This is a genomic window from Luteibacter sp. P1_D3, from assembly GCF_056406135.1.
In genome coordinates, this window is the sequence record NZ_JBFUAT010000023.1 from 12352 (window position 1) to 28052 (window position 15701).

16 protein-coding genes are annotated in these 15701 nt (G+C 67.0%); 12 read left to right on the forward strand and 4 right to left on the reverse strand.

Annotated elements, in window-relative coordinates:
• Positions 1 to 9: 9 nt before the first annotated feature.
• Entirely contained in the window at positions 10 to 1899 is a 1890-nt protein-coding gene (locus AC1DYM_RS15120) for an HAL/PAL/TAL family ammonia-lyase (protein ID WP_477339665.1), read from the forward strand.
• Between the two features lie 7 nt (positions 1900 to 1906).
• Here the strand turns inward: AC1DYM_RS15120 and AC1DYM_RS15125 are convergent, their stop codons facing one another.
• Positions 1907 to 2605: a response regulator gene (locus AC1DYM_RS15125; RefSeq protein WP_477339667.1), complete on the reverse strand. Its 699-nt coding sequence runs from the start codon at positions 2603 to 2605 to the stop codon at positions 1907 to 1909.
• Between the two features lie 148 nt (positions 2606 to 2753).
• On the opposite strand from AC1DYM_RS15125, the gene AC1DYM_RS15130 reads away from it, so the two are divergent.
• From AC1DYM_RS15130 to hisIE, 9 genes are read left to right on the forward strand one after another with little or no spacing between them, the layout of a single operon-like run.
• Positions 2754 to 3071 carry a YerC/YecD family TrpR-related protein gene (locus AC1DYM_RS15130; RefSeq protein WP_477339669.1) on the forward strand — a complete coding sequence of 106 codons (318 nt, stop codon included), beginning with the start codon at positions 2754 to 2756 and terminating at the stop codon, positions 3069 to 3071.
• Positions 3068 to 3961: an ATP phosphoribosyltransferase gene (gene hisG / locus AC1DYM_RS15135; RefSeq protein ID WP_477339671.1), complete on the forward strand. Its 894-nt coding sequence runs from the start codon at positions 3068 to 3070 to the stop codon at positions 3959 to 3961. The genes AC1DYM_RS15130 and hisG overlap by 4 nt, the downstream gene beginning before the upstream one ends.
• Positions 3958 to 5265 carry a histidinol dehydrogenase gene (hisD, locus tag AC1DYM_RS15140; protein ID WP_477339673.1) on the forward strand — a complete coding sequence of 436 codons (1308 nt, stop codon included), beginning with the start codon at positions 3958 to 3960 and terminating at the stop codon, positions 5263 to 5265. The genes hisG and hisD overlap by 4 nt, the downstream gene beginning before the upstream one ends.
• A complete protein-coding gene (hisC, locus tag AC1DYM_RS15145) occupies positions 5262 to 6326 on the forward strand; it encodes a histidinol-phosphate transaminase (protein ID WP_477339675.1) in 1065 nt (354 codons plus the stop codon). The genes hisD and hisC overlap by 4 nt, the downstream gene beginning before the upstream one ends.
• Entirely contained in the window at positions 6323 to 7387 is a 1065-nt protein-coding gene (gene hisB / locus AC1DYM_RS15150) for a bifunctional histidinol-phosphatase/imidazoleglycerol-phosphate dehydratase HisB (RefSeq protein WP_477339677.1), read from the forward strand. The genes hisC and hisB overlap by 4 nt, the downstream gene beginning before the upstream one ends.
• Positions 7387 to 7977, forward strand: a complete 591-nt coding sequence (hisH, locus tag AC1DYM_RS15155; protein ID WP_477339679.1) for an imidazole glycerol phosphate synthase subunit HisH — start codon at positions 7387 to 7389, stop codon at positions 7975 to 7977. Before hisB ends, hisH begins: the two co-directional genes overlap by 1 nt.
• Entirely contained in the window at positions 7974 to 8726 is a 753-nt protein-coding gene (locus AC1DYM_RS15160) for a 1-(5-phosphoribosyl)-5-[(5-phosphoribosylamino)methylideneamino]imidazole-4-carboxamide isomerase (RefSeq protein ID WP_477339681.1), read from the forward strand. Before hisH ends, AC1DYM_RS15160 begins: the two co-directional genes overlap by 4 nt.
• Positions 8720 to 9490: an imidazole glycerol phosphate synthase subunit HisF gene (gene hisF, locus AC1DYM_RS15165; protein WP_477339683.1), complete on the forward strand. Its 771-nt coding sequence runs from the start codon at positions 8720 to 8722 to the stop codon at positions 9488 to 9490. Before AC1DYM_RS15160 ends, hisF begins: the two co-directional genes overlap by 7 nt.
• Positions 9487 to 10092, forward strand: coding sequence for a bifunctional phosphoribosyl-AMP cyclohydrolase/phosphoribosyl-ATP diphosphatase HisIE (gene hisIE / locus AC1DYM_RS15170; protein WP_477339685.1), 606 nt, complete (start codon positions 9487 to 9489; stop codon positions 10090 to 10092). The genes hisF and hisIE overlap by 4 nt, the downstream gene beginning before the upstream one ends.
• 136 nt (positions 10093 to 10228) lie before the next feature.
• On the opposite strand, the gene AC1DYM_RS15175 is transcribed toward hisIE, so the two are convergent.
• The 3 genes from AC1DYM_RS15175 to AC1DYM_RS15185 form a co-directional block, all read right to left on the reverse strand.
• Positions 10229 to 11899 carry a pseudouridine synthase gene (locus AC1DYM_RS15175; RefSeq protein WP_477339687.1) on the reverse strand — a complete coding sequence of 557 codons (1671 nt, stop codon included), beginning with the start codon at positions 11897 to 11899 and terminating at the stop codon, positions 10229 to 10231.
• Positions 11896 to 12753, reverse strand: coding sequence for an SMC-Scp complex subunit ScpB (scpB, locus tag AC1DYM_RS15180; RefSeq protein ID WP_477339689.1), 858 nt, complete (start codon positions 12751 to 12753; stop codon positions 11896 to 11898). Before scpB ends, AC1DYM_RS15175 begins: the two co-directional genes overlap by 4 nt.
• A 64-nt stretch (positions 12754 to 12817) precedes the next feature.
• The gene (locus AC1DYM_RS15185; protein ID WP_219811414.1) at positions 12818 to 13621 is read right to left on the reverse strand and encodes a segregation and condensation protein A; all 804 of its coding nucleotides are present in this window, start codon (positions 13619 to 13621) and stop codon (positions 12818 to 12820) included.
• Positions 13622 to 14013: 392 nt separating this feature from the next.
• Here AC1DYM_RS15185 and dinB point away from each other — a divergent pair, with 392 nt between their 5' ends.
• Together dinB and AC1DYM_RS15195 are read left to right on the forward strand one after the other, a co-directional pair.
• On the forward strand, positions 14014 to 15201 hold the full coding sequence (gene dinB / locus AC1DYM_RS15190; protein WP_477339691.1) for a DNA polymerase IV: 1188 nt from the start codon (positions 14014 to 14016) through the stop codon (positions 15199 to 15201).
• A gap of 124 nt (positions 15202 to 15325) precedes the next feature.
• Positions 15326 to 15694, forward strand: coding sequence for a PilZ domain-containing protein (locus tag AC1DYM_RS15195; protein ID WP_046966152.1), 369 nt, complete (start codon positions 15326 to 15328; stop codon positions 15692 to 15694).
• The last annotated feature ends 7 nt before the right edge of the window (positions 15695 to 15701 follow it).

The window sequence follows — 15701 nt, forward strand, 5'->3', positions numbered from 1 at the left end:
AAAGTCCCCATGACCAGCAGCATCCTTCTCGACGGGCGTAGCCTCACACGCAGCCAGGTCGCCGCCATCGCGCGCCAGGGCGCCACCATCCGCCTCGACGAGGCGCAGCTCGTCAAGGTCAAGCGCGCCGCGGATTTCCTCGCCGAGAAGGTCGGTGGCGGTGAGCCGATCTACGGTGTCACCACGGGGTTTGGCAGCAATGCCGACAAGCTGCTCGGCGCGCACCGCGTGCGCGACGAGCTGCCGGGTGGTAACCCGGAGCCGCGTGAGGGCACCTTGCTGGAAGAGCTGCAGCACAACCTGATCATCACCCACGCGGTGTGCGTGGGTAAGCCGTTCGGCGAGGACGTCGTGCGCGCCATGCTCGCCATCCGCGTGAACACGCTGATGAAGGGGCATTCGGGCATCCGCGTCGAAACTCTGCGCGCGCTGGCCGAGTTGCTCAACCGCAATGTCGTCCCGGTCATTCCGGAGAAGGGCTCGGTCGGCGCCAGTGGCGACCTGGCCCCGCTGTCGCATCTCGCGATCGTCCTGCTCGGTGGCGGCGAAGCCTTCTACGAAGGTGTGCGTATGCCGGGTGCCGAAGCGCTGGCCAAGGCCGGCCTCGAGCCCGTGCGCCTGTCCTTCAAGGAGGGCCTGGCGCTGAACAATGGCACGACGCAGATGCTCGCTACGGGCGTGCTCGCGCTGGATACGATGGACATGCTGATCCGCACGGCGGATCTCGCCGCGGCGATGACGCTCGATGCCTTCGCTGGCCGCAAGGGCGCTTACGCTGAGCAGGTTCACGCCCTGCGTCCGCATCCGGGCCAGGTCGAGACGGCGAAGCAGATCAGCCATCTTCTCGAAGGTTCGACGCTGGCGGATATCGCTTACCACATGGTCCCGCGGTTCAAGCCGTGGCTGGCCGATTCCTGGTCCGAGCCCTCGGATCAGGCGTATCGCTTCGACATCAGCTGGGACTGGGTGCCGGCGACGCAGCGCCACGGCAAGGAAGCGTTCTATTCGCGCTTCCTCCCATTCAAGGGCGGCAAGAAGCACCAGCCGCAGGACGCCTATTGCCTGCGTTGCGCACCGCAGGTGCACGGCGCCGTTCGCGATGCCTGGGAACAGGCCTGCCGCGTGTTCGATATCGAACTGAACGCAGTGACCGACAACCCGCTGGTGTTCCCGGACGCCGAGAACGCCCAGGTGATCGAAGACCAGGTGATCTCGGCCGGTCACTTCCACGGCATGCCGCTCGCCCTGGCGATGAGCTACGTGAAGGCGGCGATTCCCGTGCTCGCCTCGATCTCCGAGCGCCGCACCGCGAAACTGGTCGACCCGGCCAATAACGACGGCCTTCCGGCTTTCCTTATCGGTAACGAGGACGCGACCGATTCGGGCTTCATGATCGTGCAGTACACGGCGGCGGCGCTGGTCAACGACCTCGCGACGCGCGCGCACCCGGCGTCGGTTTACTCCGTGCCGACCAGTGCCAACGCCGAGGACCACGTCTCCATGGGTGCCAACGAAGCGCGCCACGTGCTCGAGATGACCGAGGACCTCGGTCACGTGCTGGCGATGGAGCTGTACACCGCCGCACAGGCGCTGGAGTACCGCCAGGACATGCTCAATGCCGCGCGGACCCTGGCTCACCGTGGCGACTGGGAAGCCCTGGCCGCCAAGATCAATGGCGCGCCGCGCAGCGATTCGCCGCATTTCGCCCGCTTTGAGACGGAAGTGCGGGCGCTCATGGACGCGCTGGCGCGCGCCGAGGATTTCCATGGCGGCGTTGCCGTCCGTGCCGCTCTGGCGACGCTGCGCGAGCACATCGCTTTCATGCAGCGCGACCGCGCGATGGATGGCGACGTTCGCCTCGTGTGCGAACTGGTCGCCTCCGGTCGCCTGGTCGCCTGAGCGGGCGCTAGAGCGCAAAGAAGCGCAGGCTGGCCGCCGCTTCGATCGCCGGCGACCAGTCGTCGAGCGTGCCGGCGCGAATGCCGGCCAGGTACTGGTAGAGCTGGGCATCGTTGATGAGGCCCAGCTTGGCCATGGCCGAGCGCTTCTGCCGGCTGATGGTTTTCAGGCTGCGGCCCATCGACGCGGCGATGTCCACCAGCCCGTAGCCCTGCGCATAGGCACGTAATACCTCGACCTCGCGTGGCGACAGGCGTGTCGCGAGCTCGTCCGCGTTGTCGGCGCAGTCCGCCTCGTGGAACAGCCGGCGAATGGCCGGGCTCAGGTAGGAGCGCCCGACCTCGGCCGCGTGCACGGCCACCGGGATGTCGCGAAGGCTGGTCCGTTTGTCGAAGATGGCGGCCACGCCCATGTCCAGCAGGGTGCGCAGGATGGCTGGATTGGACAGCATGGTCAGCACGACGATGCCGGTATCCGGCCGTAGGGCGCGGATGCGGCGGATCATCGGCATGCCATCGGGCTGGCTGCCCTCGGGCATGGAAAAGTCGGTGACGACGACATCGCAAGGATGGTCGGCGAGGGCATCGAAGAGGGCATCGGTATCGTGGGCACGCGCAACCACCTGGTAGCGGTGTGACTTCAGGATGGTCTCGACGCCCGCGACGACGACCGGATGATCGTCGGCAATGATCACGGTGCTCGACATGGCAGGGGCTCGCGACGGTGGAAAAGCCGTCATCTTGTCGAGCGACCCGGGCGGGGTATATGGAAGAAAAGCGCAATTGCATGTCGGTGCTTGCCACGCCGAAGTTGCCGCGATAGGATAAGTTATCGTATTAACGCATTAGTACACTATGAAGCGTCGCTCGATCGACCCCGAAATGCCGGCCAACTCGGCCGAAACCAGCCTCTGCGAGGCCCTGCTCGGTCTCTCGAGCGTGGATGAGATGCGTGCCTTCCTGCACGACCTCTGCACCCCGGCCGAGATCGAGGTCATGGTGGACCGCTGGCGGGTGGTGCCCTTCCTGCTGGAAGGGCGGTCCTACCGCGAAATCCACGAAAAGACGTCGGTCAGCATCACCACGATCGGCCGGGTGGCCCGCTATCTCAACCAGGGAAGCGGTGGCTACATGGCCGCCGCGGCGCGTCGCAACCTCGCAGGTGTCGCATGAAGCCGCGCGATCGGCTGCGCATCGCGATGCAGAAGTCGGGCCGGCTGACCGAGCCCGCCCAGGAGCTCCTGGCCCGTTGCGGCCTGAAATTCCGGCAGAGCCGCGACAAGCTGTTCTGCTTCGGCGAGGGCGAGCCGGTGGACCTCCTGCTGGTTCGCGACGACGACATCCCGGGGCTGATCGCCGAAGGGGTCTGCGATCTCGGCATCGTCGGTCGCAACGTGCTGCGTGAGTTCCAGCTGACCAACCCCGACACGGGTGCCGGCATGGACGAGCTGCGGCCGCTGGGCTTCGGCCACTGCCGACTCTCCATCGCCGTGCCCCAGGAAGACGCCTACGACGGCCCGGCCCAGCTTCAGGGGCAGCGCATTGCGACGTCGTACCCGGGCTTGCTCGGCGAATGGCTGCGCAGCCACGGGGTCGACGCGAAGGTGGTGATGCTCGCCGGTTCGGTGGAAATCGCGCCACGCCTCGGCACGGCCGATGCCATCTGCGACCTGGTCTCCAGCGGCGCGACGCTGGTGGCCAACCAGTTGCGCGAGGCCGTCGTGGTGGTGGAAAGCGAGGCGGTGCTGGCCGGCCGTCGCGAACTTCCGCTGGACGAGCGTGGCGAGATTGCCGAACTGCTCCTGCGCCGTCTCGACGGCGTCATCCAGGTGCGCGATTCGCGCCTGATCCTGATGCAGGCACCGCGCGATGCACTGGCCGCGATCACGCGACTCTTGCCCGGGCTGCCTGTCCCGACGCTGACACCCGTCGATGGCGCGCCCGACCAGGTGGTGTTGCAGGCCCTGTGCGCCGGCTCGGTGAGCTGGCGCCAGCTCGAAGACATGAAACGCGCCGGCGCCCGCGACATGCTGGTGCTGCCGGTGGAGAAGATGCTGGCATGAAACGGATCGACTGGAAGGGTCTCGACGCGGCAGGTCGCGAGGCGGCGCTCGCCCGTCCGCTGCAGTCACGCGCGGCTGCCTTGCGCGACGGCGTCGAGGCGATCATCGCGGATGTGCGCGTGCGCGGCGATGCCGCGCTCATCGAACTCACGGCACGCTACGACGGCGCAACGCTTGACGCGCTCGCCGTGACCGAGGCGGAATTCGCCGCGGCGGAAGCACGACTGCCGATTGAACTGAAGGCGGCCGTGCTCGAGGCGGCGGCACGCATCGAGCGTTTCCATCGGGCTGCCGCACCGACGCCGGTGAGCGTGGAAACCGCGCCTGGCGTCACTGTGGAGCGCGTCCTGCGCCCGATTCGTCGCGTCGGGCTTTACGTGCCGGCCGGCGGGGCGCCGTTGCCTTCGACAGCGATCATGCTCGGCGTGCCCGCAGCGATTGCCGGCTGTCGCGACGTCGTTCTCTGCACGCCCGTGCAAGCTAACGGACGCTGCGACGATGCGGTGCTGTTCGCTGCCCGGGCGACCGGCGTCACTCGCGTGTTCAAACTCGGTGGCGCGCAGGCGATCGCCGCGATGGCGTACGGCACCGCGTCCGTGCCTCGCTGCGACAAGCTGTTCGGGCCGGGCAATGCCTGGGTCACCGAAGCCAAACTGCAGGTCGCCGGCGATCCGGCAGGCGCTGCGATCGACATGCCCGCCGGTCCATCCGAGGTGCTCGTCATCGCCGATGCCGATGCCGATCCGCGCTTCATCGCCGCCGACCTGCTTTCGCAGGCCGAGCACGGCCCCGATTCGCAGGTGCTTCTGGTCAGCCCGTCGGCGACGCAGCTCGATGCCGTCGAAATCGAAGTGGAGCGTCAACGTCGCGAGCTACCGCGCGCCGAGGTGGCCGCGAGTGCGCTGGGCGAAAGCCGGTTGATCCTGGTCGCCGACCTCGGCGAGGCGGTCGAGGTGAGCAATCGCTACGCCCCCGAACATCTCATCATCCAGACCAACGATGCGCGTGCGCTGCTCGATGCCGTCGAATCCGCTGGCTCGGTGTTCCTCGGCGAATGGACGCCGGAGTCGGTGGGCGATTACTGCAGTGGTAGCAACCACGTGCTGCCCACCTACGGTTATGCGCGCAGCTACAGCGGTGTTTCGGTCGCCAGCTTCCAGAAGCAGGTGACGGTGCAGGAGCTCACGGCGCAAGGGCTGCGCAACATCGGTCCTTGCGCGGCGATCCTCGCCGAGGCTGAGCAGCTCGAGGCACACCGCCGGGCCGTCACCCTCAGGCTCGCCGCCATGGATGCCGCCGCATGAGTATCCTCGATCTGGCACGTCCCGATATCCGCGCGCTCGCGCCGTATTCCAGCGCCCGCATGGAAGCGCAGGGGGGCACGGTACTGCTCAACGCGAACGAGTCGTCGCGACCGCCGAACATTCCCGGTGGTGAGGGGCTCAATCGCTATCCCGATCCGCAGCCGCGCGGGCTGGTGGAAACCCTCGCCGAGCTTTACGGAACTACCGGTGATCGCGTCCTCGTGACCCGTGGCAGCGACGAGTCGATCGACCTCCTCGTGCGCGCCTTCTGCCGTGCCGGCGAAGACGCCGTACTCATCTCCCCGCCGACCTTCGGGATGTACGCGGTGTGCGCGCGCATCCAGGGCGCGGCCGTGATCGAGTCGCCACTCAGTCGCCAGGGGGTGCTCGACATCGATGCGCTCCTGGCCGCGGTCACGCCGGCCACGCGCATCGTCTTCGTCTGCACGCCGAACAACCCCACGGGCAATCTCGTCGATCGCGTCGATCTGGAGCGCATCGCCAAGGCGCTCGAAGGCCGTGCGCTGCTCGTCATCGACGAGGCCTATGCGGAATACAGTGGCGTCGCCAGCGCATCGTCGCTTATCGACCCGTATGACAACGTCGCTATCCTGCGCACGCTGTCCAAAGCCTGGTCGCTGGCGGGCGCCCGTGTGGGCACCTGCATCGCGCGACCGGAAGTGATTGGCCTGCTTCGCCGCATCATCCCGCCGTACCCGCTGCCGTCGCCCTGCGTGGATGCCGCCATGGGCGCGCTGTCGTACGAAGGCCGGCGCGTGCAGCGGCACCATCTGCACGAGATCCTCAACGAGCGCGCGCGGATGGTCGTCGCCTTGCAGAAGCTGCCGGGCGTGAGGGAGGTGATGCCGTCGCACGCCAACTTCCTGGCCGTGCGCTTCGACGATGCCGCTGGGACGTATCGCCGTCTCCTCGCCGCTGGCGTGGTGGTGCGCGACGTGTCCCGATACGCCGGACTGGAGGATGCCTTGCGCATCACCATCGGCACCGGTAACGAAAACGATCGCGTGCTGGCCGTGCTACGCGCGGGAGCGCCGGCATGAGTCGCAAGATCCTCTTCGTCGATCGCGACGGTTGCCTCATCGAGGAACCGGCCGACCAGCAGATCGACAGCTATGAAAAGCTCGCCCTGATGCCCGGCGTGATCGCGGCGCTGCAGCGTTGCGTCGCCGCGGGCTACGAGTTGGTCATGGTCACCAACCAGGATGGCCTGGGCACGCCCTCGTTTCCGCAGGCGTCGTTCGATGGGCCGCATGCCCTGATGGTGAACATCTTTGCCTCGCAGGGCGTCACGTTCCGTGAGCAGTTGATCGACCGGAGCTTCCCACACGAAAACCTCGATACCCGTAAACCGGGCACCGGGCTCGCACGCCACTGGCTGGCGGACGATAGCTGGAGCCGCGCRCAGTCGGCCATGATCGGCGACCGCGACACCGACCTCGCGTTCGCCGCCAACCTCGGGGTCCGCGGTTTCCGTGTGGGTGCCGACGGGGCGAGCTGGGCCGAGGTGGCGCACGCGTTGCTCGATGCGCCACGCACCGCCGAGGTGCTGCGCAAAACGAAAGAGACCGCCATCCGCGTGAACGTGGATCTCGACCGTGTTGCCGAGCCGAACGTGCACACGGGCCTGGGCTTCTTCGATCACATGCTCGAGCAGATCGGCAAGCACGGCGGTTTCGCCCTGAGCCTCACCTGCGAGGGCGACACGCATATCGACGAGCACCACACCATCGAAGACTCCGCGCTCGCCCTTGGCCAGGCACTTCGCCAGGCGTTGGGCGACAAACGTGGCATCGGCCGGTATGGCTTCGCGCTGCCGATGGACGAGAGTGCGGCGCGGGCGGAACTCGATCTGTCAGGTCGGCCCTACTTCGTCTTCGAGGGTAGCTTCCCGCGCGACCGCGTCGGCGATGTGCCGACCGAACTCGTGCCGCACTTTTTCCGTTCGCTCTGCGAGACGCTGGGCGCCAACCTGCATCTCACTGTGCATGGCGAAAACGCGCACCACATGGTCGAGGGTTGCTTCAAAGTGGTCGCCCGTACGCTCCGTCAGGCGATACGCCGCGAAGGCGCCGAACTGCCGAGCACCAAGGGAAGCCTCTGATGAAGGTGGTCCTCGTCGACGCGGGCGGCACCAACATCGGCTCCGTGCGTTACGCCTTGCAACGCCTCGGCACCGATGCCGAGCTCACCTCGGATGCGGCACGCATTCGCGCGGCGAGTCACGTGATTCTTCCGGGCGTCGGTGCCGCGGCGCCGGGCATGCGCATGTTGCGCGAGGCAGGTCTGGTCGACGTGCTGCGTGGTCTCACCCAGCCCGTACTCGGCGTTTGCCTGGGCATGCAGCTGCTGTGCGAACGCTCGGAAGAAAGCGACACGGCGTGCCTTGGCGTCATTCCTGCCGCGGTGAAGCGTTTCACCGATGCACCGGGTCTGCGCGTGCCGCACATGGGTTGGAACACGCTGCAGGTCACGGCGCCGCATTGCCTGACCGCCGGCTTGCGCGAGGGTGACACGGCGTATTTCGTCCACAGCTTCGCCGTCCCGACCGGTCCTTACACCCTGGCGGCGAGCGAGCACGGTACACCGTTCTCGGCGGTGGTCGCCTCCGGCAATTTCATGGGCATGCAGTTCCACCCCGAGCGTTCGGCCGGCGTGGGTGCCCAGCTTCTGCGGAATTTCCTCTCCCTATGACCCTACCGATACCCGCTATCGACCTGCGCGAGGGCAAAGTCGTCCGCTTATTCAAGGGCGACTACGCGCAACAGACCACCTTCGCCTTCGAACCGGAAGCGCTGGCAGCGCGCTWCGCCGACGATGGCGCGACGTGGCTGCATGTCGTCGATCTCGATGGTGCGCGCTCGGGCCACTTCGAGAACCTCTCCACCATCGCCGGCATCGCCTCGGGCGGGCGGTTGCGCGTGCAGGCCGGTGGCGGCATTCGCGACGAGGAGGGCGTTCGCCGGCTGCTCGATGCGGGCGTCGAGCGTGTCGTTGTCGGCAGCGTCGCCATTCGTGATCCGGAGTCGGTCGCGGCATGGATCGGTCGTTACGGCTGCGATCGCATCGTGCTCGCCCTGGACACACGCWTCCGTGACGGGCTGTGGAAGCTGCCCAGTGCGGGCTGGACGGCCGACGAAGTCCACACGCTCGACGATCTCGTGCCCTGGTACGAAGCCGCCGGTGCGCGCCATCTGCTGTGTACCGACATCGATCGCGACGGCACCATGAGCGGCCCCAACCTGGCGCTGTATCGTCATCTGGCCACGCTGGCCCCCGGGTTAGATGTGCAGGCTTCGGGCGGCGTGAAGTCGCTCGCCGACGTCACCGATCTCTCGTTGCAGGGCGTCGCCGGCATCATCCTCGGCCGTTCGCTGCTGGAGGGCGCGTTCGGGCTACGCGACGCCATCGCGACCGCCGACAAGGCGAACGCGACATGCTGAGCCGTCGCATCGTTCCCTGTCTGGATGTGCGCGACGGACAGGTCGTCAAGGGCGTGCGTTTTCGTGACCACGTCGTCGTCGGCGAGATTGTCGAGCTGGCACTGCGTTATCGCGACGAGGGCGCCGACGAGCTGGTGTTCTACGACATCACGGCCAGCCCGGAAGGGCGCCGCGTCGATCGTGACTGGGTGGAGCGCGTGGCGCGGGAGATCGACATCCCGTTCTGCGTCGCCGGCGGTATCCGCAGCGTTGACGATGCGCGAGAGGTGCTTCATGCCGGAGCCGACAAGATCTCGATCAATTCGCCGGCGCTCGAGCGGCCGGCCCTCGTGAGCGAGATCGCCGACGCCTTCGGCGTGCAGTGCGTGGTCGTCGGCGTCGACAGCCTGCGCGACGAGGACGGCGAATGGCGCGTTCGCCAGTACACCGGCGATCCATCGCGAACCAGGGCGCTGCGCAAGGGTACGCTCGAGTGGATCGACGAGGTGCAGTCACTGGGTGCCGGTGAAATCGTCCTGAACTGCATGGGCACCGACGGCGTACGTCGCGGCTACGACATCGAACAACTGACCGCGGCCCGCGCGATCACCCGCGTACCGCTGGTCGCCTCCGGCGGTGCGGGTATCCCCATGCACTTCGCCGAAGTATTCAAGGACGCCGATGTGGATGCGGCGCTCGCTGCGAGCGTCTTCCACAGCGGCGACATTGGCATTCCCGCGCTGAAGCGCGAACTGCGCCTGCAGGGTATCGAGGTAAGGCTATGAACGAGGTGATTCCCGATTTCGCCAAGGGCGACGGCCTGTTGCCAGCGATCGTGCAGCATGCGCATTCGGGCGAAGTACTGATGCTCGGCTACATGGATGACGCCGCGCTGGCGAAAACGCGCGCGAGCGGCCTGGTGACCTTCTTCAGCCGCAGCAAGCAGCGTTTGTGGACGAAGGGCGAGACCTCGGGTGATTCGCTGGCGCTCGTCGACATCCGCCTGGACTGCGATGCCGACACGTTTCTCGTGCGCGCCATACCCGCCGGCCCGACCTGCCACACGGGCACGTCGAGCTGCTTCGGTGACGACGTCAAGCCGTCGCTGGGTTTCCTCGGCGAGCTCGACGCGCTGGTTGCATCGCGGCATGCGGAACGGCCGGACGGCAGCTATACGACAAAGCTGTTCGAAGGCGGCATTCGCCGCATGGCGCAGAAGGTGGGGGAGGAGGGTGTCGAAACGGCACTCGCCGCAGTTGCCGAAGGCAACGACGCCCTGATCGGCGAAGCCGCCGACCTGGTCTTTCATCTGATGGTCGTGCTGCGCGCCCGCGGCATCGGGTTCGATGCCGTGGCGGCGAAACTAGCCGCGCGACACGCAGGCTAACCTCAGTCTCATTGTAGGAGCCGATTCATCGGCGATGCTCTGTGTGGGAGCCGATTCATCGGCGATGGGCGTTGCCGCTTCGCCGCTCCGTTGGCTTTTTGCCGATGAATCGGCTCCTACCGTTTAGGTCTGTCGCTTACCGGTTGCCGCCGCGGTTGCCACCGCCGCCACCGCCGCCACCGCCGCTGCGATTGCCGCCCTGGCCACCGCCGCCGCCGGGACGACCGCCGCGATTGCCGCCGGGACGTGCACCGCCGCCGCCGGGCGCGCGATTACCACCGCCGCCCGCACGATTGCCGTTGGCACCGCCACCGCTGGCGCGATTGCCACCGCCGCCACCGGCCGCGCGGTTGCCACCGAAGCCGCCACCGCCACCCGGGGCGCGATTGCCGCCACCGCCCGGTGCGCCGCCCGTACGCGGGCCGCGATTACCGCCGCCACCGCCGTCGAAGCGAGCGCCACCGCCCTCGAAGCGTCCACCGCCGGCGCTGCGATTACCTTCGGAACGGCCCGGACCACCCTGGCCCGGGGCGCGATTGCCGCCACCGGCACCCGGGCCGCCGCTACGGCCACCCGTACGCGGGCCACGGTTGCCCGCGGTATTGCCTGCGGCATTGCCACCACCGGTACGGCTGTCGCCAGCGAACCAGGTGCGCGGCGACGGCAGTTCCTGACCCGGCGCGACGCGACGCGAGCGCTGGCCACCGGCCGCGCCACCACCACCGCGCTCGGGACGAGCGACGTTGCCGTTCACTTCGCGACGCGGAGCGCCGCCCTGGCCACCGCCGCCACCGGGGCGACCACGACCACCGCCGGCGCCACCACGGCCGCCACGCGGGTTGTCGTCGCGCAGGCGATCGAAGGCAGTCAGTTCACGGGCTTCGTCGTGACGACCCGAGCTCCAGGCACCCGCCGGACGGCCGTCCGGCTTGTACTCGGTGACGTGACGCGGTGCGCGGCGCTGATGGACCACGGCGCTCAGGGTGAGCACCGGAGCCGGCGCACCGAGGCCTGCGCGCTCGCGCAGTTCCTTGATCGCGGTCTCGTCGAGGTTGTCGCTGTCGCCGCGACGCAGGGCGCGCGGGAGTTCCACGCTGCCGTAGCGGATGCGCTTGAGGCGGCTGACCAGGAAGCCCTGCGAGTCCCACAGGCGACGGACCTCGCGGTTGCGGCCCTCGCGGATGGTTACGCGGAACCAGCTGTGGCTACCGCCACGGCTGATGGTGGCGATTTCGTCGAAGCGGGCAGGGCCGTCTTCGAGTTCGACACCGGCCTTGAGGCGTTCGATGGTCTCGTCGGGCACTTCGCCGTGGACGCGGCAGAGGTACTCGCGCTCGAGGCCGCTCTTCGGATGCATCAGCGCGTTGGCGAGTTCGCCATCGGTGGTGAGCAGGAGCAGGCCGGTGGTGTTGATGTCGAGGCGACCCACGGCGACCCAGCGCGCACCCTTCAGGCGCGGCAGCTGTTCGAACACGGTGGGGCGGCCTTCGGTGTCTTCGCGCGTGGTCACCACGCCTTCCGGCTTGTGGTAGACGATCACTTCGGCGTCGTTGCGGTTGTCGGTAGCGACGACGAACTGCTTGCCGTCGAGGACGACGCGGTCACCGGCGTGGACGCTGGCGCCGATGGTCGCGGCGGTGCCGTTGACTTCGACTTCGCCGGCCTGGATGCGCTGTTCGAGCATGCGGCGGGAGCCGAGGCCGGCGTTGGCCAGGACCTTGTGCAGGCGCTCTTCGAGCACGGCACCATCGTCGGGACGGCTTTCGCCGCGCTTAAGGGATAGAACGGAACGTTGCGGCGCACTCATGCGCGTGACTCCTCGGTATCTTCTTCAGCGTCGTCTTTGGCGACGTCGCTTTCGGGGTTCTCTGCCTCTTCGGCAGTGGCGGAAGCCGCGGCGACGTCGTCGCCGGCAGGCAGCTGGTTCGCGACCTCGACCGTCTCGTCCTCAGGGGACGGGGTCTCGGAAGCGGGTGTTTCTTCGATCGTCATGGCCTCGGCCACGACATCATCGGATGCTTCGGTATTCGTTGGGCTTTCGTTTTCGTTGTCCGGGTCGATCGAGAGGGTGGCGCCGACGCGGGCATGCGCGGGGATGCCGTCACCGTCGAACCGCAGCTGCGGATTGATTTCCTCGAGATCGCGGATCTCGGAAAGCGGGGGCAGGGAGTCCAGCGACTTCAGGCTGAAGTAGTCGAGGAATCCCCGCGTGGTGCCGAACAGGGCCGGCTTGCCAGGAACGTCGCGATGGCCGACGACGCGGATCCATTCGCGCTCCTCGAGCGTCTTGATGATGTTCGAGGAAACCACCACGCCGCGGATCTGTTCGATCTCCGGGCGGGTAATCGGCTGGCGGTAAGCGATCAGGGCCAGTGTTTCGAGCAAGGCACGGGAGTAGCGGCTGGGTTTCTCGGACCACATGCGCGACACCCAGCCGTGGACATCGCGACGGACCTGGTAACGCCAGCCCGAGGCGACTTCGATCAGCTCGACGCCGCGGCCGTCGCAGTCGTGCGTCAGCGAGGCGAGCGCGACCACGATGTCGTCCGTGGTCACTTCGTCCTCGTCGCCGAAGATCGCCTTCAACTGCGCGATCGTCATCGGCTGGGTCGACGCCAGCAGCGCCGCTTCCACGATGGGTTTCAGTTGTTCGGGTTGCATAGGCCTTCGGGTGTACCGCGCGGGTCGCGCGGATCGGTTCGATGTTCGTGGCCCTCAAGGGCCGTCAGGCGAGCGCCTCTTCGGGCTCGGCATCACTCAGTACCTTCGTCTTCAGATAGATCGGCCCGAGGGCTTCTTCCTGGACGATCTCGACGAGCATTTCCTTGGCCAGTTCGAGCATGGCGAGGAAGGTGACAACGACCCCGAGTCGACCTTCCGTCACGTCGAACAGCGTTTCAAAACGGTGGAACCCGCCGCGACCCAATGATTCGAGCAGGTCGCCCATGCGCTGGCGCACGCTGAGCGGTTCGCGCTGGATCGCATGGTGCGTGAACAGATCGGCACGTCCGAGCACGTCCTTGAGCGCGAGCAGCATCTCCTTCAGGTCGAGCGGGGGCGGTACGCGCACCACGTTGTGCTCGCCGACGAAGGCGTGCACCACGGTGGTATCGCGTTCCAGGCGCGGCATGGCTTCGATATCGGCCGCGGCCCGCTTGAACCGTTCGTACTCCTGCAGGCGGCGAACCAGCTCCGCGCGCGGATCGTCCTCCAGGCCTTCCTCGCTCGGTGGCCGGGGCAGCAGCAACCTGGACTTGATCTCCGCCAGGATCGCGGCCATCAGCAGGTATTCCGCGGCGAGCTCCAGTCGCATCACCTCGCGCATCATGTCGATGTAATCCATGTACTGCCGGGTGATTTCGGCCACAGGGATGTCGAGGATGTCCAGGTTTTGCCGGCGAATCAGGTAAAGCAGCAGGTCGAGCGGCCCTTCGAACGATTCGAGGATGACCTCGAGCGCGTCCGGCGGGATGTACAGATCCTGCGGCATTTGCAGCACAGGCTGCCCGCGCACGAGCGCGAGGGGCATTTCCTGCTGCTGCGGGACGCCTGCGAAGGCACCCTGGGTTTTTTCGACTACCTGAACTTCGGTTGTCTCGTTAGTCATCGGCACACGTCAGAAGGGTCGCGAGTGCGACCAGGAACGTAACAATCGATGCCGTCCGGCGGCTATACCGCCACCTCGCCCGGCATGCCACGCATCGTCGCCGACGAGCGAAGGGCATTGCCGCTGGACACCCCAGGAGGGTCACCGCCTGTGAAAGATCGTCGGGAGCGGTCCGCTCACGGTCCCGAAACACGGACCGGTGAGGGCGCGACGCCCGAATAAGTTCACCCGATTGAGCACAGGGTATCGCCTGTGCCCGCCCAAGTCCAGCGGCCTGCCTGCCGGGCGTCCCGCGGTTCCGGCACAATATCGGTATGCAGCAGGCCCCTCGCGCGATCATCCATGTCGACATGGACGCTTTCTATGCGTCCGTGGAGGAGCTGGATGACCCGAGCCTGGTCGGCAAACCCGTGATCGTGGCGGGGCTGGGGCGGCGCGGCGTGGTGTCCACCTGCAACTACGTGGCGCGCACCTACGGGGTCCGTTCGGCCATGCCGACCTCCGAGGCGCGCCGCCGCTGCCCGGACGGCGTCTATATCTTCCCTCGTCACGCCCGCTACGCAGAAATTTCGGAGATCGTCTTTTCGGTGTTCGGCGAGGTCACACCGATGATCGAGGGGCTCTCCCTGGATGAGGCGTTTCTCGACGTCACGGCCAGCCTGCGCCTGTTCGCCTCGATCGAGGCCATCGGGCGTCGGGTCAAGGAAAGCATTCGCGAGCGTACGGGCCTGAACGCCTCGGTCGGCATGGCGCACAACAAGCTGCTCGCCAAGCTGGCCAGCGAGTTGTCCAAGCCGGATGGCTTCCTGCACATCCATCCCGGGGAAGTGCAGGGCTACCTCGACCCGCTGCCGATCGGACGCATGTGGACGGTCGGCAAGGTGGCTGAGGAATCCCTGCACAAGGTCGGTATCCGCACCATTGGCGACCTGATCCGCGCGGATGCCTGGCGGCTGAACAAGGCCGTCGGTGAGCGTCATGCTGCCCAACTGCGTCAGTTGTGCCTCGGCGAGGACCGGCGGGCCGTGGTCACGGACGCGCCGGAAGTGTCGATCGGTTCGGAATGGACCTTCGATGTCGACGTGGACGAACTGCCGATCGCCGAGGCATGGCTCCTGCGCCAGTGCGAGCGGGTAGGGGCGAGGGCGCGGTCGCGCGGCGTGGACGCCCGGACGGTGTCGGTAAAGCTGCGTGAGCCGCCCTTCGTCACTCACAGCCGGCAGGCGCAGTTGCCGGTTCCCGGCAACGCGACACCGGATATCTATGCGGTGGCACGTCGCTTGCTTCAGGTCTGGTGGAACCAGCATCCACGACCGAGGCTTCGCTTGCTCGGTGTGACGCTTTCGGGGTTCGATGCCCGGCACAGCGATGAACAACAGGACATGTTCGCCGCGCCGGTCTCGGAAAAACGCTCCGATGGCGTGCAGGACCGGATCAACGAGCGCTTCGGCGCCGGTGCCCTGGTCCGCGCGGGTGTGCTGAAGACGCGCGGAAGCGAGTGAACGCCGGTGTTGCGGGCGAACCCTACGACTGCGCTAATGTGTCCGTTTGTGACACGAAACGTAAGTCGTACGGGGTGCGGTCATGCCGAACTCGACGTATAAGGTCCAGCAGGAACCGAAATGGATGGAAATGCAGCAGATGTCTGACAAGGAGAGTTCAAACATGCGCTATCGCCACGCGCGGATGAAGGTGCAGACCGCGGTCCTGATGAGCCGCGGCGGCGAAGCACACCCCACCGACCTGGTCGACATTTCGGCGACCGGCGCCATGCTGCGTCGCCCGCTCGGCTGGCGCGGCGAGCCCGGCCAGACCTGGATCCTCGACATGGTCTTCGGCCATGACCTGCATATTCATATGGAAGCCATGGTCGCCCGCGTTTCGGCGCGGCAGATCGGTATGGCTTATACCCTCATCCCCGAGGACAAGCAGGCCCCGTTGTGGGAGTTGCTGGGGGGATATGCGGATACGCTCGAGGCGTGGACTGACGATTGATCGCTAG